Annotated in this window: 23 protein-coding genes and 1 other annotated feature; all 23 genes read left to right on the plus strand. The window is 41.4% G+C overall.

What is annotated here, in order from left to right; translation table 11 throughout:
- Positions 1–25 precede the first annotated feature (25 nt).
- The 23 genes from rplA (at position 26) to rplN (ending at position 21,258) form a co-directional block, all read left to right on the plus strand.
- Entirely contained in the window at positions 26–721 is a 696-nt protein-coding gene (gene rplA, locus BN6556_RS07390) for a 50S ribosomal protein L1 (RefSeq protein WP_066189171.1), read from the plus strand.
- Positions 722–786: 65 nt separating this feature from the next.
- Positions 787–950 (plus strand) — a sequence feature (ribosomal protein L10 leader region).
- 36 nt (positions 951–986) lie between these two features.
- Complete coding sequence (gene rplJ / locus BN6556_RS07395) at positions 987–1,487, plus strand: 50S ribosomal protein L10 (RefSeq protein WP_066189172.1); 501 nt, start codon at positions 987–989, stop codon at positions 1,485–1,487.
- A gap of 60 nt (positions 1,488–1,547) precedes the next feature.
- On the plus strand, positions 1,548–1,913 hold the full coding sequence (gene rplL / locus BN6556_RS07400) for a 50S ribosomal protein L7/L12 (protein WP_066189174.1): 366 nt from the start codon (positions 1,548–1,550) through the stop codon (positions 1,911–1,913).
- Positions 1,914–2,013: 100 nt separating this feature from the next.
- The gene (locus BN6556_RS07405; RefSeq protein WP_066189177.1) at positions 2,014–2,613 is read left to right on the plus strand and encodes a class I SAM-dependent methyltransferase; all 600 of its coding nucleotides are present in this window, start codon (positions 2,014–2,016) and stop codon (positions 2,611–2,613) included.
- Positions 2,614–3,138: 525 nt separating this feature from the next.
- Positions 3,139–6,681 (plus strand): DNA-directed RNA polymerase subunit beta, encoded by a 3,543-nt coding sequence (rpoB, locus tag BN6556_RS07410; RefSeq protein ID WP_066189180.1) that lies wholly within the window; start codon positions 3,139–3,141, stop codon positions 6,679–6,681.
- Positions 6,682–6,864: 183 nt separating this feature from the next.
- Entirely contained in the window at positions 6,865–10,482 is a 3,618-nt protein-coding gene (gene rpoC / locus BN6556_RS07415; RefSeq protein ID WP_066189183.1) for a DNA-directed RNA polymerase subunit beta', read from the plus strand.
- Positions 10,483–10,662: 180 nt separating this feature from the next.
- Positions 10,663–10,914: a 50S ribosomal protein L7ae-like protein gene (locus BN6556_RS07420; RefSeq protein WP_066189186.1), complete on the plus strand. Its 252-nt coding sequence runs from the start codon at positions 10,663–10,665 to the stop codon at positions 10,912–10,914.
- A gap of 100 nt (positions 10,915–11,014) precedes the next feature.
- Positions 11,015–11,428 (plus strand): 30S ribosomal protein S12, encoded by a 414-nt coding sequence (gene rpsL / locus BN6556_RS07425; RefSeq protein ID WP_066189189.1) that lies wholly within the window; start codon positions 11,015–11,017, stop codon positions 11,426–11,428.
- A 39-nt stretch (positions 11,429–11,467) separates the two neighbouring features.
- Entirely contained in the window at positions 11,468–11,938 is a 471-nt protein-coding gene (rpsG, locus tag BN6556_RS07430) for a 30S ribosomal protein S7 (protein WP_066189192.1), read from the plus strand.
- Between the two features lie 39 nt (positions 11,939–11,977).
- Positions 11,978–14,056 (plus strand): elongation factor G, encoded by a 2,079-nt coding sequence (fusA, locus tag BN6556_RS07435; protein ID WP_066189195.1) that lies wholly within the window; start codon positions 11,978–11,980, stop codon positions 14,054–14,056.
- 116 nt (positions 14,057–14,172) lie between these two features.
- Positions 14,173–15,363: an elongation factor Tu gene (tuf, locus tag BN6556_RS07440; RefSeq protein ID WP_066189198.1), complete on the plus strand. Its 1,191-nt coding sequence runs from the start codon at positions 14,173–14,175 to the stop codon at positions 15,361–15,363.
- Between the two features lie 446 nt (positions 15,364–15,809).
- Positions 15,810–16,118 (plus strand): 30S ribosomal protein S10, encoded by a 309-nt coding sequence (gene rpsJ / locus BN6556_RS07445; protein ID WP_018934210.1) that lies wholly within the window; start codon positions 15,810–15,812, stop codon positions 16,116–16,118.
- A 31-nt stretch (positions 16,119–16,149) separates the two neighbouring features.
- Positions 16,150–16,779, plus strand: a complete 630-nt coding sequence (gene rplC / locus BN6556_RS07450; protein ID WP_066189202.1) for a 50S ribosomal protein L3 — start codon at positions 16,150–16,152, stop codon at positions 16,777–16,779.
- A gap of 25 nt (positions 16,780–16,804) precedes the next feature.
- On the plus strand, positions 16,805–17,428 hold the full coding sequence (gene rplD, locus BN6556_RS07455) for a 50S ribosomal protein L4 (RefSeq protein ID WP_066189205.1): 624 nt from the start codon (positions 16,805–16,807) through the stop codon (positions 17,426–17,428).
- Entirely contained in the window at positions 17,428–17,718 is a 291-nt protein-coding gene (gene rplW, locus BN6556_RS07460) for a 50S ribosomal protein L23 (RefSeq protein ID WP_066189208.1), read from the plus strand. Before rplD ends, rplW begins: the two co-directional genes overlap by 1 nt.
- A gap of 26 nt (positions 17,719–17,744) precedes the next feature.
- Positions 17,745–18,575, plus strand: coding sequence for a 50S ribosomal protein L2 (rplB, locus tag BN6556_RS07465; RefSeq protein ID WP_066189212.1), 831 nt, complete (start codon positions 17,745–17,747; stop codon positions 18,573–18,575).
- Between the two features lie 57 nt (positions 18,576–18,632).
- Positions 18,633–18,911 carry a 30S ribosomal protein S19 gene (rpsS, locus tag BN6556_RS07470; protein WP_066189215.1) on the plus strand — a complete coding sequence of 93 codons (279 nt, stop codon included), beginning with the start codon at positions 18,633–18,635 and terminating at the stop codon, positions 18,909–18,911.
- 19 nt (positions 18,912–18,930) lie between these two features.
- Positions 18,931–19,272, plus strand: a complete 342-nt coding sequence (gene rplV, locus BN6556_RS07475) for a 50S ribosomal protein L22 (protein WP_066189218.1) — start codon at positions 18,931–18,933, stop codon at positions 19,270–19,272.
- Between the two features lie 3 nt (positions 19,273–19,275).
- Positions 19,276–19,917, plus strand: a complete 642-nt coding sequence (gene rpsC, locus BN6556_RS07480; protein ID WP_066189222.1) for a 30S ribosomal protein S3 — start codon at positions 19,276–19,278, stop codon at positions 19,915–19,917.
- 18 nt (positions 19,918–19,935) lie between these two features.
- The gene (rplP, locus tag BN6556_RS07485; RefSeq protein WP_066189225.1) at positions 19,936–20,370 is read left to right on the plus strand and encodes a 50S ribosomal protein L16; all 435 of its coding nucleotides are present in this window, start codon (positions 19,936–19,938) and stop codon (positions 20,368–20,370) included.
- Positions 20,360–20,563, plus strand: a complete 204-nt coding sequence (rpmC, locus tag BN6556_RS07490) for a 50S ribosomal protein L29 (RefSeq protein ID WP_066189228.1) — start codon at positions 20,360–20,362, stop codon at positions 20,561–20,563. The genes rplP and rpmC overlap by 11 nt, the downstream gene beginning before the upstream one ends.
- Before the next feature lie 20 nt (positions 20,564–20,583).
- Complete coding sequence (gene rpsQ / locus BN6556_RS07495; RefSeq protein WP_066189231.1) at positions 20,584–20,847, plus strand: 30S ribosomal protein S17; 264 nt, start codon at positions 20,584–20,586, stop codon at positions 20,845–20,847.
- A gap of 42 nt (positions 20,848–20,889) precedes the next feature.
- Positions 20,890–21,258, plus strand: coding sequence for a 50S ribosomal protein L14 (gene rplN, locus BN6556_RS07500; protein WP_066189234.1), 369 nt, complete (start codon positions 20,890–20,892; stop codon positions 21,256–21,258).
- Position 21,259: the final 1 nt, after the last annotated feature.

Below are 21,259 nucleotides of genomic sequence, written 5' to 3' on the forward strand. Positions count from 1 at the left end.
AAACCACAAAGGAGGAAATGTAATCATGGCAAAGAAAACCAAAAAGCAACAAGAAGCATTGAAGCTTGTTGATCGTACAAAAGCTTATGGTGTTGAAGAAGCACTTGAGTTAGTGCAAAAGGCTTCAACAGCTAATTTTGATGAAACAGTAGAAGCTGCTTTTCGTTTAGGGGTAGATCCTAAGAAAGCAGATCAACAGATTCGCGGGGCGATGGTATTACCGCACGGAACTGGTAAGTCACAAACCGTACTAGTATTTGCAAAAGGCGATAAAGTAAAAGAAGCAGAAGCAGCCGGAGCTGACTATGTTGGAGACCAAGACTTAATCAACAAAATCAATCAAGGTTGGTTTGAATTTGATGTAGTAGTGGCGACTCCTGACATGATGGCAGAAGTAGGTAAACTTGGGCGTGTGCTAGGACCAAAAGGCCTTATGCCAAACCCTAAAACAGGAACCGTAACGTTCGAAGTAGAAAAGGCTGTTCAAGAAATTAAAGCCGGTAAAGTAGAATACCGTGTAGATAAACAGTCCAATATTCACGTGCCAATCGGTAAGGTATCATTTGATCATACGAAGCTTGTAGAGAATTTCAATGCTTTAGCAGATACAATGATCAAAGTAAAACCTCAGGCTTCTAAAGGTACCTATGTCCGTAACACAGTGGTTTCATCTACTATGGGACCTGGAGTGCGTGTAGACTCTTCCGAATTTGTTAAATAATTATCCTTGACTTTCACTTGAAAGTTAGGTATAATTCACAAGGTCAAGTTGACTGAAATTAATATTGAATTGAATACATTATACCGTAGACAGCAGGTGTCAGATATGGCTTAATTTCCTGCCGAGGTGTGTCTGGATATATAACAGAGACCCTTTTTCTTTAGAAGGTCGATCTGTTTCAATATCAGCCCTCATGTCTTCCTGGATTTGAGGGCTTTTATTTGGATGGATGGGGTATAATGATCGCTTTTTAGGAGGTGGAATCATGTCAAAGATAATCGAACAAAAGCAACAAGTCGTTTCTGAAATTGCAGACAAATTTCGTGCCAGTCAATCGACTATCCTTGTAGATTATCGTGGTCTTGACGTAGCAGAAGTAACCGAATTACGTGCTCAACTACGTGAAGCAGGTGTAGATTACAAGGTGTACAAAAACACGATGACTCGTCGTGCAGTGGAAGAAGTGGAGCTTACGGAATTAAATGATATTCTAGTTGGTCCAACGGCTATCGCATTTAGTACAGATGATGTTGTAGCTCCTGCAAAAGTGTTAAGTAATTTTGCAAAAGAGCACGAGGCATTGGAAATCAAAGGTGGCGTGGTAGAAGGGTCTATCGCAACGCTTGAGCAGATTAATGAACTTGGTAACCTTCCAAACTACGAAGGTATGCTTTCTATGTTGCTCAGCGTATTACAAGCGCCAGTGCGAAACTTTGCTTATGCAACGAAGGCAATTGCGGAGCAAAAAGAAGAACAAGGTGCATAATTTTTATCTGAAAGTAAGATGTTCGTCATAATTATATAATGAAATTAGGAGGAAATGAACATGTCAAAAGATCAAATCATTGAAGCAATTAAAGAAATGTCCGTTCTTGAATTGAATGACTTAGTTAAAGCAATCGAAGAAGAATTTGGAGTAACTGCAGCAGCTCCTGTAGCAGCAGCTGGTGGAGCAGCAGGCGGCGAAGCAGAGGCAGAACAAACAGAATTTGACGTAGTACTTGAAAGTGCTGGCGCGTCTAAAATCAAAGTAGTTAAAGCAGTTCGTGAAATCACTGGTCTTGGCCTTAAAGATGCGAAAGAGCTTGTAGATAACGCACCAGGCGCTATCAAAGAAGGGGCAGACAAAGAAGAAGCAGAAGAATTGAAAGCTAAGCTCGAAGAAGTTGGAGCTACTGTAGAATTAAAATAGGTACATGAAAGCATAAAGCTCGCTATGATACATGGCGGGCTTTTGTTAACTAAAAACAAGGGCTCTGCTCCTTTTTATAATGAGAAAAAGTGGGTGATCAGTGGTGGATCAGTATTTTTCCAATAATCCAGCGGTGAAGAGTGATCCAAAATCATGGGCTTACGATTTGAGAGGACATACGTTTACGTTTATGACAGACAATGGTGTCTTTTCCAAACATGAAGTGGATTTCGGTTCCAAAGTACTGATTGAACAATTTCGTATTCCAGGAATCGAGGGCCCGCTCTTAGATTTGGGATGTGGTTATGGCCCGATTGCAATAGCCTTAGGTTTTGCCTATCCAGAGCATACGGTGATAGGTGTTGATGTGAATCGACGTGCGTTGATGTTGGCTGAACAGAATGCAGAGCATAATCACATCGATAACGTTTCTTTTAAAGAAAGTGATATGTTGGAAGGACTTGCAGGTCAATCGTTTGCCGCCATCATAACCAATCCACCTATTCGAGCAGGTAAGGCCGTTGTGCACCAAATGTTTGAACAAGCGGAAACGGCGCTATTGTCTGGCGGAGAATTATGGGTAGTGATTCAAAAGAAACAAGGGGCGCCCTCGGCACAAAAGAAATTGAGTGATTTGTTCGATACAGTTGAACTGATCAAGAAGACGAAGGGGTATTTTATTATACGAGCCCGAAAATAGTCAACCGCCAATCGTTCCACCTATATTTTTAAAAAATGCCATTCATGTGCAAAAAGATTTGACTCTGATTGGCGTTTGTGATAGTATTGAAAAATGCCAATAGAACGGAAGGCATGTCAAGAGAAAAATCGAAATAATGTATAATTTTTCAGGAAATAGGCAATCCTGCTTATGGTGACGATTTTTAACTTGACAGCTTTATTGTTACTATCACAGGCTATTAGCTAATAGAATTTGTCTACGTAACTTTTTTTGAATCCTTTATTAATTTTTCCACAGTACTATTAGTAATTGCATAACATTTGCATTTGCAAATGTCTATATAAAGGCTTGTGTCCTATAAGTTCACAGGTTTGTTCGGTGTGAGTTAACCGAACGAGTATCGAACACTTACTAAATTTATACGATCTATAGCAAATTGTCAATGTCTTATTCTATAGTGGAGTTAGTATAAAGAGTAAGTGTGCTTTCATTTGTGCTATTTTCATAGCAACTATCTTTAATTTTGATTGAGGGGTGAATCAGTTGACAGGTCAACTAGTTCAATACGGACGACACCGCCAACGCAGAAGCTATGCGCGTATCAGTGAGGTATTAGAGTTACCAAATTTAATTGAGATTCAAACCGCATCCTATCAATGGTTCTTAGATGAAGGGTTAAGAGAAATGTTCCAGGATATTTCTCCGATCGAGGATTTCGCTGGCAATTTGTCATTAGAATTTGTCGATTACAGCCTTGGAGAACCAAAATATCCCGTCGATGAATCAAAAGAAAGGGATGTAACATATAACGCTCCTCTTCGTGTCAAGGTTCGTTTATTAAATAACGAAACAGGTGAAGTGAAAGAACAAGAAGTATTTATGGGTGATTTCCCGTTAATGACCGAGACAGGTACATTTATTATTAACGGGGCAGAGCGCGTCATTGTATCACAGCTTGTTCGTTCACCTAGTGTGTATTTTAATGAGAAGATTGACAAAAATGGAAAGCGCGGCTATGGAGCCACTGTTATTCCTAATCGTGGTGCATGGTTGGAGTTTGAGACGGACGCTAAGGACGTCGTACATGTAAGGATAGATCGTACCAGGAAATTGCCAATCACAGTGTTGTTAAGGGCATTAGGCTTCGGTGATGATCAAGAGATTATCGATTTATTAGGGGAAAATGAATACCTAAGAAATACACTGGAGAAAGACAATACGGAAACAAGTGAAAAGGCATTGTTAGAAATTTATGAGCGCCTCCGCCCTGGAGAGCCGCCAACGGTTGAAAATGCTAAGAGTTTATTGGTGTCAAGATTCTTTGATCCAAAGAGATACGATCTTGCCCATGTAGGCCGTTATAAAATCAATAAAAAATTACATTTAAAAAATCGTCTGTTTAATCAGATCCTGGCAGAACCATTAGTAGACCCCGAGACTGGGGAGGTCATTGCCAACCGTGGTGATCAATTAGATAGACGCTTATTGGATAAAATTTTACCAATTCTTGATTCAGATGAAAATCGTTTTGGTGAAAAAGTTTTAGAACCTCATGAAGGTGTGGTAGACGAACCGATCAATGTGCAGTCGATTAAAATTATGGATCCAACCGATCCGGAAGGTGAGCGCACACTCACGGTTTTAGGAAACTGTAACGTAGATAGCGGGATCAAGAATATTACACAAGCAGATATCCTTTCTGCTATTAGTTATTTCTTTAACATCCTGCACCAAGTGGGCGATACAGATGACATTGACCATTTAGGAAACCGTCGTTTACGTTCCGTTGGGGAATTGCTGCAAAATCAATTCCGTATTGGTTTATCTCGTATGGAACGTGTGGTACGCGAAAGAATGTCTATTCAAGATACTTCTTCCATTACACCACAGCAGTTGATCAATATTCGACCAGTGATTGCTTCCATTAAGGAGTTCTTTGGCAGCTCACAGCTATCACAATTTATGGATCAAACCAACCCGTTAGCAGAGCTGACACATAAGAGACGTTTGTCAGCATTAGGTCCAGGTGGTTTGACAAGAGAACGTGCAGGCTTTGAAGTGCGTGATGTTCACTATTCCCACTATGGCCGTATGTGTCCAATTGAAACACCTGAGGGTCCAAACATTGGTTTAATTAACTCGTTATCTTCTTACGCGAAGGTGAACAAGTTTGGTTTTATTGAAACACCATATCGCCGGGTAGACCCTGAAACAGGAAAGGTTACTGCTCAAATGGATTACCTAACGGCAGACGAGGAAGACAATTACGTAGTAGCACAAGCGAACGCCAAATTAGGTGAGGACAGCACGTTTGTCAATGATGAAGTTATTGCCAGATTCCGTGGGGAAAACACCATTGTGAAGCGTGAGAAAATTGATTATATGGACGTTTCGCCGAAGCAGGTTGTTTCCGCTGCGACCGCGTGTATTCCATTCTTAGAGAATGATGACTCTAACCGTGCCTTGATGGGTGCGAACATGCAGCGTCAAGCAGTGCCGTTAATGCGCCCGAAGTCACCGATAGTTGGTACGGGGATGGAGTATGTATCTGGAAAAGACTCTGGTGCTGCCGTGATCTGCAAACATGAAGGTGTAGTAGAACGGGTAGAGGCCAAAGAGGTCCATGTCCGTCGGATTACAGAAATAGATGGAAGAGAAGTAGAAGGCGACTTAGATCGTTATCGCCTGCAGAAATTCATCCGTTCCAACCAGGGAACATGCTATAACCAACGCCCGATCGTTGCAAAAGGCAATCGAGTAGTGAAAGGTGAAATTCTAGCAGATGGACCATCCATGGAACAAGGTGAATTAGCGCTTGGTCAAAATGTATTAGTCGGTTTTATGACCTGGGAAGGTTATAACTACGAAGATGCGATTATCATGAGTGAGCGTTTAGTAAAAGATGACGTATATACCTCCATTCATATTGAAGAATATGAATCAGAGGCTCGTGACACAAAACTCGGTCCGGAAGAAATCACCAGAGATATTCCAAACGTTGGAGAAGACGCCTTGCGCGACCTTGATGAACGTGGAATCATTCGTGTTGGTGCGGAAGTAACAGACGGAGATCTGCTGGTTGGTAAAGTAACACCTAAAGGGATGACGGAATTATCGGCAGAAGAACGTCTATTACATGCCATCTTTGGTGAAAAAGCACGAGAAGTGCGAGACACCTCGCTTCGAGTACCACATGGGGCAGGCGGGATTGTGTTAGACGTAAAAATATTTAATCGCGCAGATGGTGACGAGTTACCACCAGGTGTAAACCAACTCGTTCGTGCCTATATTGTACAAAAACGTAAGATTCATGAAGGGGATAAGATGGCTGGTCGTCACGGTAACAAAGGGGTTATCTCTAAAATTTTACCAGAAGAAGATATGCCATTCTTGCCAGACGGCACTCCAATTGATATTATGCTTAACCCATTAGGGGTACCATCTCGTATGAACATCGGACAAGTGCTGGAGCTTCATCTTGGTATGGCAGCTAGACAACTTGGTATTCATGTCGCTTCACCAGTATTTGATGGCGCCAGTGAAGAAGACGTCTGGGAGACACTTGAAGAGGCTGGGCTTCCAAGAGACGCCAAAACGATTTTGTATGATGGTCGAACAGGAGAACCATTTGATAACCGTGTGTCGGTCGGTGTGATGTATATGATCAAACTTGCCCACATGGTAGATGATAAATTGCATGCCCGTTCAACCGGTCCATATTCCTTAGTAACGCAACAGCCGCTGGGAGGTAAAGCCCAGTTTGGTGGACAGCGTTTTGGTGAGATGGAAGTGTGGGCACTAGAAGCATATGGTGCTGCTTATACCTTGCAAGAAATCTTAACCGTGAAATCAGATGATACGGTTGGCCGTGTCAAAACCTATGAATCGATCGTAAAAGGTGATAATGTACCAGAGCCAGGTATCCCTGAGTCATTCAAGGTATTGATTAAGGAATTACAAAGTCTCGGTATGGATGTAAAAATGCTGTCTGGTGACGAGGAAGAAATTGAACTTCGTGACGATGAGGACGATGATACACAGTCAGCAGATAATTTCAACTTAGAAATAGAAGAAACGCCAAGTTAATCGTAGCTTTGTAACCAGTGAGCAGATGTCATTCACACCCAGTCTACTTTTCAAAAGGACTGGGTGCGAGTGGCTTATTGCATAAATTATAATGAAACGGCTTGTCAAGCTTCTATGAAAATAAAGTAAATAATATCGGATCATTCGAAACATAACCCAAAGACGAAAAGGGAGGTTTACCCTTTGCTAGATGTAAATAATTTTGAATATATGAAAATCGGATTGGCCTCACCAAATAAAATCCGTTCTTGGTCATTTGGTGAAGTGAAAAAGCCGGAGACAATCAATTATCGTACGCTGAAACCAGAAAAAGATGGTTTATTCTGCGAGCGTATTTTTGGTCCACAAAAGGACTGGGAATGTCATTGTGGTAAATACAAACGAGTGAGATATAAAGGTGTCGTTTGTGACCGTTGCGGGGTAGAAGTTACCAAGGCAAAAGTACGCCGTGAACGCATGGGGCATATTGAATTGGCAGCGCCTGTATCACATATTTGGTATTTCAAGGGGATACCAAGCCGAATGGGTCTTGTGCTGGATATGTCACCACGTGCCTTAGAAGAGGTTATCTACTTTGCCGCTTATATCGTCACTGATCCTGGTGATACGGCGCTGGAGAAAAAACAACTGTTGTCTGAGAAAGAATATCGCGCCTATTATGAAAAGTACGGCAACTCGTTTAAAGCACAAATGGGTGCAGAAGCAATCAAGAAAATCTTACAAGATATTGATCTTGAAAAAGAAGTTGGGTTGTTGCGTGAAGAGTTAAAATCTGCTCAAGGACAACGCAGAACAAGAGCGATCAAACGTTTAGAAGTATTAGAAGCATTTCGTAATTCAGGCAACGAACCTAACTGGATGATTATGGATGTGCTCCCGATTATCCCGCCAGAATTAAGACCAATGGTTCAGCTAGACGGTGGACGCTTTGCAACATCTGACTTGAATGACTTATATCGTCGGGTAATCAACCGTAATAACCGTCTGAAACGATTGCTTGATTTAGGTGCTCCAAGCATTATTGTACAGAATGAAAAACGAATGCTCCAGGAAGCAGTCGATGCTCTGATCGATAATGGTCGTCGCGGTCGTCCGGTAACAGGGCCAGGGAACCGTCCATTAAAATCATTATCTCATATGTTAAAAGGGAAACAAGGTCGTTTCCGTCAAAACCTATTGGGTAAACGTGTGGATTATTCCGGTCGTTCGGTTATCGTTGTTGGACCACATTTGAAGATGTATCAATGCGGTCTGCCAAAAGAAATGGCGGTGGAATTATTCAAGCCGTTCATTATGAAAGAATTAGTAGAACGTGGCTTGGCTCACAATATAAAATCAGCAAAACGTAAGATAGAGAGGCTACGTGAAGAAATCTGGGATGTGCTAGAAGATGTTATTAAAGAACATCCCGTTTTACTAAACCGTGCACCAACCTTACACCGTTTAGGTATTCAAGCCTTTGAACCTACCTTGGTAGAAGGGCGTGCCATTCGTCTGCACCCACTTGTATGTACAGCATATAACGCCGACTTTGATGGTGACCAGATGGCGGTTCACGTACCATTGTCAGCCGAAGCACAGGCAGAGGCTCGTATTTTAATGCTTGCTGCGCAAAACATCCTTAATCCAAAAGATGGTAAACCAGTTGTTACACCTTCGCAGGATATGGTATTAGGTAATTATTATCTAACGATGGAACGGGAAGATGCCATTGGAGAAGGAATGATTTTCAAAGATTTAAACGAGGCGATCACCGCCTACAGAAACGGTTATGTACACCTTCATACTCGTGTAGCGATTCAACCGTCTGCACTAAATAAGGAGTCATTTACCGAAGAACAAAACAGCCGTCTAATGATTACAACGGTTGGGAAATTGATTTTTAATGATATGCTGCCAGAGTCATTCCCTTACATGAATGAACCGACACAGCAAAATTTAGAAGTGGCAACACCAGAGAAGTATTTTGTTGAGCCTGGTGCAAACGTGCCGGAAGAAATCGCAAGCCGAGAGTTATTACCACCATTTAAGAAGGGTATTCTTGGTGATATCATTGCAGAAGTATTTAAGAAGTTTAAAATCAGCGAAACTTCTAAAATGCTAGACCGCATGAAGGACTTAGGCTTTGCGTATTCGACGAAGGCAGGTATCACAGTAGGTGTATCTGACATCGTGGTACTATCTGAAAAAGAAACTATTTTGACGGAGGCACAAGAGAAAGTAGATAAGGTATTACAGCAATTCCGTCGTGGTTTGATTACAGATGAAGAACGTTATGATCGTGTTATTTCGATTTGGTCACAATCGAAAGATACTATTCAGGATAAACTAATGCAATCCTTGAATCCACGTAACCCAATCTTTATGATGAGTGATTCTGGTGCTCGTGGTAATGCGTCTAACTTTACGCAACTAGCAGGTATGCGTGGTTTAATGGCCAACCCGGCAGGTCGAATTATCGAATTACCGATCAAATCCAGCTTCCGTGAAGGTCTAACGGTACTAGAGTACTTTATTTCAACGCACGGTGCTCGTAAGGGTCTTGCCGATACCGCATTGAAAACAGCCGACTCTGGTTATCTAACACGTCGTCTGGTAGATGTGGCACAAGATGTTATTATTCGCGAGGATGACTGTGGTACGGATCGAGGTTTAACTGTATCTGCTATTACAGAAGGTACAGAAATGATTGAACCATTAGTGGATCGTTTAATTGGAAGAACAGCATTCCAAAACGTGACACATCCAGAAACAGGTGACATTATTGTCCATAAAAATGAAGTTATTTCAGAAGATGCAGCCAAAGCCATTGATGACGCTGGTATTCAAGAAGTAACCATTCGCTCTGTGTTTACTTGTAACACGAAACACGGCGCTTGTAAGAAGTGCTATGGCCGTAACTTGGCAACTGGTGAAGAAGTTGAAGTTGGTGAGGCAGTTGGTATTATTGCCGCCCAGTCTATTGGTGAGCCAGGTACACAGTTAACCATGCGTACGTTCCACACTGGTGGGGTTGCAGGAAGTGACATCACTCAAGGTTTACCGCGTATCCAGGAGATTTTCGAGGCGCGTAATCCAAAAGGTCAAGCCGTCATAACAGAAATAGAAGGTGTCGTAAAAGACATTACCGAAGTGAAGGACAAACAAGAAGTCATGGTTCAAGGTCCGGTAGAAACAAAAACGTATACGGCGCCATATGGGGCAAGGCTGAAGGTTGCTATTGGTGATGAAGTAGCGGCAGGTGAACCACTAACAGAAGGTTCCATTGATCCAAAAGAGCTGCTAAAGGTTCAGGGTATCGATGGTGTTCAAATTTACTTGTTGAAAGAAGTACAGAAGGTATACCGTATGCAAGGGGTGGAAATTGGCGACAAGCACGTCGAGGTAATGGTAAGACAAATGCTTCGTAAAGTGCGGATTGCTGATTCTGGAGATACAGAGGTATTACCTGGTTCCTTGCTTGAAATCCATCAGTTCAATGAGGCGAATAAACAGTCGCTTCTAACTGGCGGACAGCCAGCAGTTGGACGTCCGGTATTACTTGGTATTACCAAAGCCTCCCTTGAGACTGATTCGTTCTTGTCGGCTGCTTCCTTCCAAGAAACTACAAGGGTGTTAACCGACGCAGCAATAAAAGGAAAACGTGATGAACTATTGGGTCTTAAGGAAAACGTGATTATTGGTAAGTTGGTTCCGGCTGGTACTGGAATGCAACGCTATCGACGTATTCAAGAAAAATTGGCTGTCGACCCTGCTGCAGCAGAAGAAACAGACGCTGAAGAAGAAATCACCCAGTCTTAATGATTAGGAAGATTGCCTTTACAGGTAATCTTCCTCTACCATGGTTTGTTAGAAATACAAGGCATAAAGAAACACTTTAAATATTCTTTAATTTCACAAATAAAAGTTGACATTCATTTTTTGTGATGGTAGTATATTTAAGGTGCTTCTGTTATCCTTGTTACTTTGGAGGATATGAGAATGTCTTATGAAAAAGTGGCACAAGCAGATAATGGAACGATCATTGGAACCAAACAAGTGCTTAAAGCCATTAAAAATGGTCATGCAAGAGAAGTGATTATTGCTAGTGATGCAGATCTGCATATCACCAGCAAAGTATCACAGGCTGCAGCTGAACATCAAGTTCCGTGTAACTATGTCGATTCGATGACCCAGCTTGGTAAATCATGTGGAATTGATGTAGGAGCAGCGACAGTAGCGATCAAACAATAAAGTTTTGGCAATTTCTTTTGCGAAGACTTTGTTTTTTGCTCTATTATGAACCACCTGGATGTGTGGTATTACATTTTTGCTAGAGAAAGGAGGAAAACACATGCCAACTATTAATCAGTTAGTACGTAAAGGACGAGTATCCAGATCAAAAAAATCTGACTCCCCTGCATTAAACAGAGGATATAACAGTCATCGAAAAATTGCTACGGATCAAAATGCACCGCACAAACGTGGTGTTTGTACTCGTGTAGGTACACTAACTCCAAAGAAACCAAACTCTGCATTACGTAAATATGCACGTGTTCGTTTGTCCAACCAAATCGAGGTAACAGCTTATATTCCTGGAATTGGTCACAACTTACAGGAACACAGTGTTGTATTAATCCGCGGTGGTCGTGTGAAAGACTTACCAGGTGTACGTTATCATATTGTTCGTGGAGCGCTCGATACTTCTGGTGTAGAAGGACGTATGCAAGGCCGCTCTAAATATGGTGCGAAAAAACCTAAAAAATAATTTTTTCTTATAATAATATAACAGGAAGGAGGGGGAGATATGCCACGTAAAGGACCAGTACCAAAGCGTGATGTCTTACCAGATCCGTTACACAATTCAAAACTTGTTACACGTTTAATCAATCAGATTATGGTTGATGGAAAAAGAGGTAAGGCACAAAAAATTCTTTATAGTGCATTTGAACTTGTGCAAGAACGCAGTGGGCAAAATGCAATGGAAGTATTTGAGCAAGCGATGAAAAACGTCATGCCAGTACTAGAAGTTCGTGCTCGCCGTGTAGGTGGTTCTAACTACCAAGTACCAGTTGAGGTGCGCCCGGAACGTCGTCAAGCATTAGGTCTTCGTTACATTGTTAACTATTCTCGTCTACGCGGTGAGAAAACAATGGAAGAACGCCTTGCTAATGAAATATTAGACGCTTCGAATAACACAGGAGCTTCTGTGAAACGTCGCGAAGATATGCACAAAATGGCGGAAGCGAACAAAGCTTTTGCACACTATCGTTGGTAAGAAAACAAACAATATTCGTCATAGGAAGGAGAAAGATTCATGCCTAGAGAGTTCTCCTTGGAGAATACACGTAACATCGGTGTTATGGCTCACATTGACGCCGGTAAAACAACTTGTACAGAACGTATTTTGTTTTACACAGGACGCATCCACAAAATTGGAGAAACACATGAAGGTGCCTCCCAAATGGACTGGATGGAGCAAGAACAAGAACGTGGGATTACCATCACATCTGCTGCAACAACTGCACAATGGAAAGGTCATCGCATTAACATCATTGATACACCAGGACACGTAGACTTCACAGTAGAAGTAGAACGTTCCTTGCGTGTGCTTGATGGGGCAGTCGCTGTTCTTGATGCACAGTCTGGTGTAGAACCTCAAACAGAAACAGTATGGCGTCAGGCTACAACATATGGCGTACCACGTATTGTTTTTGTGAACAAAATGGATAAAGTAGGAGCAGATTTCCTATATTCCGTAGGTACATTAGGTGACCGTTTAGGCGCAAACGCCCATCCGGTACAACTTCCAATTGGTGCGGAAGATGAGTTTGAAGGTATCATTGATCTGATCACCATGGAAGCACATTTCTATCTTGATGATTTAGGTACTCGTTCAGAAGCAAAACCTATTCCGGATGAGTATAAAGAGCAAGCAGAAGAATATCACACAAGCCTAATTGAAGCTATTGCAGAATTCGACGAAGATCTTATGGAACGTTACCTAGAAGGTGAAGAGATTTCTACAGAAGAATTAAAGGCAGCAGTTCGCCAGGCAACTTTAAGTGTAGAATTCTATCCTGTATTCTGTGGTTCAGCCTTCAAAAACAAAGGGGTTCAATTATTAATTGACGGTGTAGTTGATTACCTACCATCACCATTAGATATCCCTCCAATCGAAGGTATCTTGCCAGGATCAGAAGAAAAAGTAACTCGTAAAGCAGATGACAACGGTCCTTTCTCTGCATTAGCATTTAAAGTGGCTACCGATCCATTTGTTGGTAAACTTACTTTCTTCCGTGTGTATTCCGGTACCTTAAAGTCTGGTTCATACGTGAAGAACTCTACGAAAGATAATCGTGAACGGGTAGGACGTATCCTGCAAATGCACGCCAACTCTCGTGAAGAAATCAGTGAAGTTTATGCTGGTGATATTGCTGGTGCGGTTGGCTTGAAAGATACAGGTACTGGTGATACATTATGTGGAGAAAAAGACTTGGTTATCTTAGAGTCAATGGAATTCCCTGAACCAGTTATTTCTGTTGCTATTGAGCCTAAGTCGAAAGCTGATCAAGATAAAATGGCTATTGCTCTTGGTAAGCTTGCGGAAGAGGATCCGACATTCCGAACAGAAACAAACCCAGAAACAGGTCAGACGATCATTTCTGGTATGGGTGAATTACACCTTGATATCATTGTTGACCGCTTGAAGCGTGAATTCAAAGTGGAAGCAAATGTAGGTGCACCACAAGTATCCTACCGTGAAACGTTCCGCGCAAGTGCGGAAGTAGAAGGTAAATTCGTTCGCCAATCTGGTGGTCGTGGTCAATATGGTCACGTTTGGGTGAAATTTGAACCTAACGAAGAAGGTGCTGGCTTTGAATTCGTCAATAAGATTGTTGGTGGTGTAGTACCGCGTGAATATATCCCATCTGTTGAGGCCGGTATTAAGGAATCAATGGAAAATGGTATCGTTGCTGGTTATCCATTAATTGATGTTAAAGCTACATTATATGATGGAAGCTATCATGACGTGGATTCCAACGAAATGGCTTTTAAAGTAGCTGCATCCATGGCACTTAAAGCCGCGAAAAATAAGTGTAATCCTGTTCTTCTTGAACCAATGATGAGAGTAGAAGTTATTATTCCAGAAGAATACATGGGTGATATCATGGGGGATGTAACATCTCGCCGTGGACGTGTAGAAGGAATGGAAGCAAGAGGGACTGCTCAAGTAGTGAAGGCATTCGTTCCACTTGCAGAAATGTTTGGTTATGCCACATCTCTACGTTCTAATACACAAGGTCGTGGTGTATATACTATGCACTTTGATCACTATGAGGAAGTACCGAAGAGCATTTCTGAAGAAATTATTAAGAAAAATGCTGGTGAATAATTGATTTTTTTCACAATCTAACGTATAACTTGTATTATAGGTGTAGGTTATGTAACCAAGCCGATAATACATGAAAATAAATAACTATTTTACTTAATTAAAAGGAGGAAATACACATGGGTAAAGAAAAATTTGACCGTTCCAAAGACCACGTTAATATTGGTACAATTGGACACGTTGACCATGGTAAAACAACTTTAACAGCAGCAATCACTAACGTTCTTTTCAACAAATTTGGTAGCGGGGAAGCTCGCGCATACGATCAAATCGACGGTGCTCCAGAGGAAAAAGAACGTGGAATCACAATCTCAACTGCACACGTTGAGTACGAAACAGATAGCCGTCACTATGCACACGTTGACTGTCCAGGTCACGCTGACTATGTGAAAAACATGATCACTGGTGCTGCACAAATGGACGGAGCTATTCTTGTAGTATCTGCTGCAGACGGCCCAATGCCACAAACTCGTGAGCACATCTTGCTTTCTAGAAACGTAGGTGTACCTGCGATTGTTGTTTTCTTAAACAAATGTGACATGGTAGATGACGAAGAACTTCTTGAACTAGTAGAAATGGAAGTACGTGATCTATTAAGTGAATATGATTTCCCTGGTGATGATGTACCAGTAATCAAAGGTTCTGCTCTTAAAGCACTTGAAGGCGATGAAGAGTATGTAAATGCTATTCTTGAGCTTATGGATGCTGTTGATGAGTACGTACCTCGTCCAGACCGTGACACAGAAAAACCATTCATGATGCCAGTTGAGGACGTATTCTCTATCACTGGTCGTGGTACTGTTGCAACAGGACGTGTAGAGCGTGGTGTTGTAAAAGTAGGTGACGAAGTAGAAGTTGTCGGTCTTGCTGAAGACAAAGCAAAAACAACAGTTACTGGTGTAGAAATGTTCCGTAAGCTTCTTGACTATGCAGAAGCTGGTGACAACATTGGTGCCTTACTTCGTGGGGTTGCTCGTGAAGACATCAACCGTGGTCAAGTATTAGCGAAACCAGGTTCCATTACACCACATACTAACTTCAAAGCAGAAGTATATGTATTGTCTAAAGACGAAGGTGGACGTCACACTCCATTCTTTTCTAACTACCGCCCGCAATTCTATTTCCGTACAACGGACGTAACTGGAGTTATCGAACTTCCAGAAGGTACTGAAATGGTTATGCCTGGTGATAACACAGAAATGACAGTTGAACTTATTTCTCCAATCGCGATTGAAGACGGAACTCGTTTCTCAATCCGTGAAGGTGGACGTACAGTAGGTTCTGGTGTTGTATCTGAAATTATCAAGTAATGATGAAGCAAAATAAAATGGAGTGGCTTTTGCGCCACTCCATTTTTTTGACCACAACTATCATCACAATAGGATAAGGGATGGAGCTTGTTAAGTTTGAAAATAAACACATACGCATCTTCCCAACAAAGCTGCACCAATAGTGTATATATGAGAAGTGAAGGTCAGTATGTTTCTAAGTTTTGATAAATACCTATGACAAGCATCTGTTATGTGCGACAAACCCTGTTTATATCAATCGATGCAGCACATAAAAAAATCAAAAAAAATTTCACATAAATGTTGCATTGGCCTGCAAAGTTCTATATAATAAAGAATGTTGGTCATAAAACAGGCGATGATGCGGAAGGTTGTTGGAACACCCGGCCCCTTTGCCATGGCTAGTGTACCAAGATATTTTCGCGGAGAATGTCTATTATTTAAATGGGCGAAAAGGAGGGAAAATAATGGCAAAAGAAAAAATTAGAATTCGTTTAAAGGCGTATGATCACCGTATTTTAGATCAATCTGCAGATAAAATTGTGGATACTGCAAAAAGATCTGGTGCAGGCGTGTCTGGTCCGATTCCACTTCCAACAGAGAAATCGGTATACACGGTCTTGCGTGCGACACACAAGTACAAAGATGCTCGTGAGCAATTTGAAATGCGTACTCACAAACGACTAATCGACATTGTAAGTCCGACACCAAAAACAGTAGACTCATTGATGCGTCTTGATTTACCATCTGGTGTGGATATTGAAATCAAATTATAATATAGAAATTAGAATATAGGAGGTGTGACGGATGACGAAAGGAATCTTAGGTCGTAAAATCGGCATGACTCAGCTTTTCTCAGAACAAGGAGAATTGATCCCTGTAACAGTAATTGAAGCTGAACCAAATGTTGTATTACAAAAACGCACGAACGAAAATGATGGATATGAAGCAGTTCAGCTTGGATTTGCGAATCAAAAGGAAAACAATGCAAACAAACCTGCGAAAGGACATGCTGAAAAAGCTAACACAGCCCCTAAGCGCTACATTCGTGAATTCCGTGACGTAAATCTTGATGAATATGATTTAGGTCAAGAGATTAACGTAGAGGTTTTTGAAGCAGGAGATATGATTGATGTAACAGGTACTTCTAAAGGGAAAGGTTTCCAGGGTGCGATCAAGCGCCATAACCAATCACGTGGTCCGATGACTCATGGTTCCCATTATCATAGAGGTCCTGGTGCGATGGGTGTCATTGATCCTATGCGCGTATTCAAAGGTAAAAAGTTACCTGGACAAATGGGCGGAGAACAAATCACTATTCAAAACCTTGAAGTTGTGAAAGTGGATGCAGAACGTAATCTTCTTCTAATCAAAGGTAACGTTCCAGGTGCAAAAAAATCATTCGTAAAGGTTACGAGTGCAGTAAAGGCTAACTAATTAATCATCGAAGGGAGGATATGTCATGCCTAAAGTAGCACTATTTAATCAAAGTGGATCACAAGTTGGTGATGTTGAAATCAACGATGCTGTATTTGGGATTGAACCAAATGAACATGTACTACACGATGCGATATTAATGCAGCGCGCTTCATTACGTCAAGGAACGCACGCTGTTAAAAACCGTTCTGAAGTACGTGGTGGAGGCCGTAAGCCATGGCGTCAAAAAGGTACAGGTCGTGCTCGTCAAGGTTCTATTCGTTCCCCACAATGGGTTGGTGGTGGAACAGTATTTGGTCCAACACCAAGAAGCTATAGCTACAAGCTACCTAAGAAAGTAAGGAGATTAGCAATCAAATCTGCTCTTTCTTCTAAAGTACAAGAGGAGAGCTTAGTAGTTCTAGAAGGGATTTCTATTGAAACTCCGAAAACAAAAGAAGTAGTTTCCATACTTTCTTCATTAAATGCAGATAAAAAAGCATTATTCGTAACAGCAGAAACGGATGAAGTATTAGCAAAATCAGCTAACAATCTTCAAAACGTAAAAGTTTTAACAGTAAGTGAAGTAAATGTTTTAGACTTGCTTACGCATGACAAGCTGATCTTAACAAAAGAAGCAGCTGAAAAAGCAGGGGAGGTGCTTGCATAATGGCAGATGCACGCGATATTATTAAGCGCCCGATAATTACAGAACACTCTGCTGACTTAATGGCAGAAAAGAAATATACGTTTGAAGTAGAAAAGAAAGCTACCAAAACACAAATCAAAGCAGCAGTAGAAGAGATCTTTGGAGTGAAGGTAGTCAATGTCAATACCATGAACAAAAAAGGTAAATTCAAGCGTATGGGTCGTTATGGCGGTTATCGTCCAGACCGTAAGAAAGCAATTGTTCAATTGTCAGAAGACAGTGATGAATTAGATTTCTTTGAAACAGTATAAGTTGATATATAAAGGAGGGAAAACAGATGGCGATTAAAAAGTATAGACCAACTACTAATGGCCGCAGAGGAATGTCAGTGTCTGATTTCGCTGAGATTACAACGAATCAGCCAGAGAAATCCTTGTTAGCACCATTGAGTAAACGTGGTGGACGTAATAATCAAGGTAGATTAACTGTTCGTCATCAAGGCGGTGGACACAAACGTAAATATCGTATTATCGATTTTAAACGCGACAAAGATGGAATACCAGGCAAAGTTGCTACAATTGAATACGATCCGAACCGCTCAGCAAACATCGCATTAGTAAACTATGCAGATGGAGAGAAACGTTATATTTTAGCACCTAAAGGAGTAAAAGTAGGTCAAGAGATTGAATCTGGACCAAATGCAGATATTAAACCAGGCAATGCATTGGTATTAGCTGATATTCCGGTAGGTACGATTATCCATAATGTGGAACTCAAACCAGGCCGAGGAGGCCAACTAGTAAGGTCCGCTGGTGCACAAGCACAGATCCTTGGACGTGAAGGTAAATATGCATTAGTTCGTTTATCTTCTGGTGAGGTACGCTTAGTTTTAGCAACTTGCCGTGCAACAGTTGGTCAAGTAGGTAACTTGGAACATGAATTAATCAGCATTGGTAAAGCTGGACGTTCTCGTTGGTTAGGCAAGCGCCCAACAGTTCGTGGTTCTGTTATGAACCCTAACGATCACCCACACGGTGGTGGTGAAGGACGCGCACCAATTGGACGTAAATCACCAATGTCACCTTGGGGTCAACCGACACTTGGTTACAAAACGCGTAAACGCAACAAACCAACCGATAAATTTATTGTACGTAAACGTAAAAAATAACGGGATTGTACGACGGGGATTATCACCCGTCTCACAATCGCGAAGGGAGGCTTATCCATGGGTCGTAGCTTAAAAAAAGGACCTTTCGCAGATGATCATTTATTGAAAAAAATTGACAAACTAAATGAAGATGATAAGAAAACAGTAGTGAGAACTTGGTCTCGTCGTTCTACTATTTTCCCAAGCTTCGTTGGTCATACCATTGCGGTATATGATGGTCGCAAACATGTCCCAGTATATGTAACAGAAGATATGGTTGGACACAAATTAGGCGAATTTGCTCCTTCACGTACGTATAGAGGGCATGCCGGAGATGACAGAAAAACAAAACGCTAATTGAGAGGAGGTACTCCTAATGCAAGCAAAAGCTGTTGCAAAATCAGTTCGTATTGCTCCTCGTAAGGTTCGCTTAGTGATCGATTTAATTCGCGGTAAAGCGGTAGGAGAAGCAATTGCAATATTAAAACATACACAACGTGGTGCTTCACCAGTTGTTGAGAAATTATTGAACTCTGCGATCGCAAATGCAGAGCACAACTATGAAATGAACCCTGATGAACTAGTCGTGTCAGAAGCGTTTGTAAACGAAGGTGCTACACTGAAACGTTTTCGCCCACGTGCACAAGGTCGCGCAACACAAATCAACAAACGTACTAGCCACATTACAGTGGTTTTATCTGAGAAAAAGGAGGGATAATCTGTGGGTCAAAAAGTAAATCCAACGGGTCTTCGTGTCGGTATTATCCGCGATTGGGAATCTAAGTGGTATGCAGGCAAAGATTATGCAGACCTATTACATGAAGATATTAAAATTCGTGAATATATTGAAGAACGATTAAAAGATGGTGCGGTATCGAAAGTAGAAATTGAAAGAGCAGCAAATCGCGTGAATATTTCTATTTCAACAGCCAAACCTGGTATGGTCATCGGTAAAGGTGGTTCAGAAGTAGAAGCACTTCGTAAATCATTAAATAAACTTACTGGTAAAAGAGTCCATATCAACATCGTAGAAGTGAAAAGAGCAGATTTAGATGCGAAATTAGTAGCTGAAAACATCGCTCGTCAACTAGAAAACCGTGTATCTTTCCGTCGTGCACAGAAGCAAACGATCCAACGTGCTATGCGTGCTGGAGCGAAAGGTATTCGTACCCAAGTATCTGGTCGTCTTGGCGGTGCAGATATGGCAAGAGCTGAAAGTTACAGTGAAGGAACTGTTCCACTTCATACTTTACGTGCAGATATTGACTATGGAACTGCAGAAGCAGATACAACATACGGTAAACTTGGTGTTAAAGTATGGATCTATCGTGGAGAAGTCCTTCCAACGAAAAATAACAACTAAGGAAGGGGGCAACGTATTATGTTAATGCCTAAACGTGTAAAACATCGTAAGCAACATCGTACAAGTTTGAAAGGTAAAGCAAAAGGCGGTACACAAGTAGCTTTTGGTGAGTATGGTCTTCAAGCAACAGAATCAGCATGGATCACTAGCCGTCAAATCGAAGCTGCCCGTATTGCAATGACTCGTTATATGAAACGTGGCGGTAAAGTCTGGATTAAAATTTTCCCAGATAAACCATATACAGCGAAGCCTCTAGAGGTTCGTATGGGTTCTGGTAAAGGTGCGCCTGAAGGATGGGTAGCTGTTGTAAAACCAGGTAAGATTATGTTTGAAATCGCTGGTGTATCAGAGGAAGTAGCTCGCGAAGCACTTCGTCTTGCAGCACATAAATTACCAATCAAATCGAAGTTCGTAAAACGTGAAGAAATTGGTGGTGAAATCAATGAAGGCTAATGAAATTAGAGAATTAACCACTGCCGAAATTGAACAACAGGTCAAATCATTAAAAGAAGAGCTTTTCAATTTGCGTTTCCAATTAGCTACAGGTCAATTGGAAAACACAGCGCGTTTGCGTGAAGTGCGTAAATCGATCGCACGCATGAAGACAGTTGTGCGTGAAAGAGAGCTAAGCGTAAATAACGGATAATAAAGGAGGTTAGCCTCGATATGAGTGAACGTAATAATCGTAAAGTTTACACTGGACGTGTCGTATCCGATAAAATGGATAAAACCATCACAGTTGTTGTAGAAACCTATAAATTCCATAGTTTATATGGCAAGCGTGTCAAATACTCAAAGAAATTCAAAACGCATGATGAAAACAACACAGCAAAAATCGGTGATGTTGTGCGAATCATGGAAACTAAACCACAGTCGAAAACAAAACGTTTCCGTCTATTAGAAGTGGTGGAAGAAGCAGTAATTATTTAATAAAGTTCGCTCGGAGTAATTCCGAAGGGAGGGTACACAAAGATGATCCAACAGGAATCTCGTTTGAAAGTTGCAGATAACTCTGGAGCACGTGAAGTATTGGCAATCAAAGTACTTGGTGGCTCTGGTCGCAAGACAGCGAACATTGGTGATGTCATTGTTTGTTCGGTGAAACAAGCAACACCAGGGGGCGTTGTTAAAAAAGGTGAAGTAGTAAAAGCAGTAATTGTACGTTCAAAAAGTGGAGTAAGACGTAAAGATGGTTCTTATATTCGATTTGATGAGAACGCAGCGGTTATCATTCGTGATGACCAAGGTCCAAGAGGTACTCGTATTTTTGGACCAGTTGCACGTGAATTGCGTGATGCGAAATTCATGAAAATCGTATCTCTAGCTCCAGAAGTATTATAAG

Origin of the sequence: Gracilibacillus timonensis, assembly GCF_900086715.1 — a bacterium.
GTDB classification, from domain to species: domain Bacteria; phylum Bacillota; class Bacilli; order Bacillales; family Amphibacillaceae; genus Gracilibacillus; species Gracilibacillus timonensis.

What these genes read in the sequence shown, in the direction of transcription:
- rpsL (WP_066189189.1), top strand. Translation starts at nt 11,015, where the DNA reads ATGCCAACTATTAATCAGTTAGTACGTAAAGGACGAGTATCCAGATCA.
- rplJ (WP_066189172.1), top strand. Translation starts at nt 987, where the DNA reads ATGTCAAAGATAATCGAACAAAAGCAACAAGTCGTTTCTGAAATTGCA.
- rpmC (WP_066189228.1), top strand. Translation starts at nt 20,360, where the DNA reads ATGAAGGCTAATGAAATTAGAGAATTAACCACTGCCGAAATTGAACAA.
- rplC (WP_066189202.1), top strand. Translation starts at nt 16,150, where the DNA reads ATGACGAAAGGAATCTTAGGTCGTAAAATCGGCATGACTCAGCTTTTC.
- rplA (WP_066189171.1), top strand. Translation starts at nt 26, where the DNA reads ATGGCAAAGAAAACCAAAAAGCAACAAGAAGCATTGAAGCTTGTTGAT.
- fusA (WP_066189195.1), top strand. Translation starts at nt 11,978, where the DNA reads ATGCCTAGAGAGTTCTCCTTGGAGAATACACGTAACATCGGTGTTATG.
- rplN (WP_066189234.1), top strand. Translation starts at nt 20,890, where the DNA reads ATGATCCAACAGGAATCTCGTTTGAAAGTTGCAGATAACTCTGGAGCA.
- rpsJ (WP_018934210.1), top strand. Translation starts at nt 15,810, where the DNA reads ATGGCAAAAGAAAAAATTAGAATTCGTTTAAAGGCGTATGATCACCGT.
- rpsG (WP_066189192.1), top strand. Translation starts at nt 11,468, where the DNA reads ATGCCACGTAAAGGACCAGTACCAAAGCGTGATGTCTTACCAGATCCG.
- rplP (WP_066189225.1), top strand. Translation starts at nt 19,936, where the DNA reads ATGTTAATGCCTAAACGTGTAAAACATCGTAAGCAACATCGTACAAGT.
- rplV (WP_066189218.1), top strand. Translation starts at nt 18,931, where the DNA reads ATGCAAGCAAAAGCTGTTGCAAAATCAGTTCGTATTGCTCCTCGTAAG.
- rpsS (WP_066189215.1), top strand. Translation starts at nt 18,633, where the DNA reads ATGGGTCGTAGCTTAAAAAAAGGACCTTTCGCAGATGATCATTTATTG.
- rplW (WP_066189208.1), top strand. Translation starts at nt 17,428, where the DNA reads ATGGCAGATGCACGCGATATTATTAAGCGCCCGATAATTACAGAACAC.
- rplB (WP_066189212.1), top strand. Translation starts at nt 17,745, where the DNA reads ATGGCGATTAAAAAGTATAGACCAACTACTAATGGCCGCAGAGGAATG.
- rplD (WP_066189205.1), top strand. Translation starts at nt 16,805, where the DNA reads ATGCCTAAAGTAGCACTATTTAATCAAAGTGGATCACAAGTTGGTGAT.
- rplL (WP_066189174.1), top strand. Translation starts at nt 1,548, where the DNA reads ATGTCAAAAGATCAAATCATTGAAGCAATTAAAGAAATGTCCGTTCTT.
- BN6556_RS07420 (WP_066189186.1), top strand. Translation starts at nt 10,663, where the DNA reads ATGTCTTATGAAAAAGTGGCACAAGCAGATAATGGAACGATCATTGGA.
- tuf (WP_066189198.1), top strand. Translation starts at nt 14,173, where the DNA reads ATGGGTAAAGAAAAATTTGACCGTTCCAAAGACCACGTTAATATTGGT.
- rpsQ (WP_066189231.1), top strand. Translation starts at nt 20,584, where the DNA reads ATGAGTGAACGTAATAATCGTAAAGTTTACACTGGACGTGTCGTATCC.